A 1626-nucleotide genomic window follows, 5' to 3' on the forward strand; every position below is an offset into this window, starting at 1 on the left:
TCTGACCCCCACCGCGTTTAAGCGTTAAAGCACTGGGGGTCAGACCCCGCTTAAACATCTATTGTTTGTCTGAGAAAATCATTAAAATGTAGGGTAGTGTCTGTGCAAAAAAGTTGATTATACTTAAGGTTAGCTTGCATTCGCTTACATGAAATGAAGTCAGCATAGTAGAGGGTGAACAGATGAAAGAGGAGAAGAAAACTAGATTAGATACAAATAAGGATATGATGTCCGAAGAAAAATTAGCGAAATTGCAGAAAATCTCGTTGTTTGCGATTACGTGGCCAATCTTAATTGAGGTGTCTTTGCAAACGCTCATGCAATTTGTTGATGTGTTTATGCTTAGTTTCGTTTCAGATGAAGCGGTAGCTGCCATCGGAGTAGTGAATCAACTTTTGATTATCGCCTTCGTTTTATTTAACTTTGCTGCAATGGGGTGCGGTGTGGTTGTTGCTCAATTTGTAGGGGCTAGAAAACCAAAAGATGTAAGTGCCACAATTTCCAGCGCTATGGTTATGAATCTCCTATTTGGTATTGTGATTAGTGCTATTATCGTATTTTTTAAGGAACCTTTGCTAGGGATTTTTGATTTGAGTCCTGCGTTAATGGTTCATGCAGATATTTATTTGGTTATTGTTGGAGGAACGCTATTTATTCAGGCAATGGTTTTCACGATATTTTCTGTTCTTCAGGCCCAAGGGAATACAAAGGATGTTATGTATGTTTCCATCGGTATGAACATCCTTAATATCATCGGAAACTATTTGTTTATTTTTGGCGCTTTCGGAGTTCCCCAGTTGGGTGTTATGGGGGTTGCTATTTCCACGGCAATTTGCCGATTACTTGCCATGTTTGTACTATTCTATCTCCTTTATTTACGTGTAGAAGTTAAAATACGCCTTCGTGATTTTTTCACTTTTCAAAAGGCTTATGTGAAAAAAATATTGAAAATCGGAATACCAGGGGCAGGCGAGCATTTATCCCATAGCGCAAGTCAGCTTGTGATCACGATGTTTATTACGGTTCTTGGTACAGTTGCGTTATCGACAAGGGTATACACCTTGAACTATGCATGGGTGATCACGACCTTTTCCATGGCTATGTCCAAGGGGATGCAAATTTATATCGGGCAACTTGTTGGCGCAGGGTTAATGGATTACGCTTATAAACGAATGTATCGGGGGTTAAAAATCTCGTTACTAGTAGCTTTAACTGGTGCAGTTATCTTAGCGATTTTTGGTGAATTTTTCTTAGGGCTATTTACGAATGACCCCGATATCATCACAATAGGAGCCATTCTTTTAATGATTGGCGTGCTTATTGAGCCGGGAAGGACAACGAACATGGTCGTCATCAGTGCACTAAGGTCAGCTGGTGATGCCCGCTATCCCGTTATTGTCGGAATTATTTCGATGTGGGGAATCAGTGTAACCCTCGCATACTACTTAGGAATTCACCTAGGATTCGGTCTCATTGGCGTCTGGATTGCCCTTATGGCAGATGAGTGGATCCGAGCCATCCTGATGCTATTTCGCTGGCGTAGTCGCAAATGGCAAAACATGCGGTTGGTGGAAGATGAGAGAAGTACAAAGATGGAAACAACAGCTTAAACTGGAGGGGGTCTGA

Annotated in this window: 1 protein-coding gene; it reads left to right on the forward strand. The window is 41.3% G+C overall.

All coding sequences use genetic code 11. The annotated features are described in order from the left end of the window. Nucleotides 1-182 precede the first annotated feature (182 nt). Nucleotides 183-1610, forward strand: coding sequence for an MATE family efflux transporter (locus tag JCM9157_RS22955; protein WP_235715088.1), 1428 nt, complete (start codon nt 183-185; stop codon nt 1608-1610). Nucleotides 1611-1626: the final 16 nt, after the last annotated feature.

The organism is Halalkalibacter akibai JCM 9157 (genome assembly GCF_000513135.1).
Taxonomy (GTDB): Bacteria; Bacillota; Bacilli; order Bacillales; family Bacillaceae_D; genus Halalkalibacter; species Halalkalibacter akibai.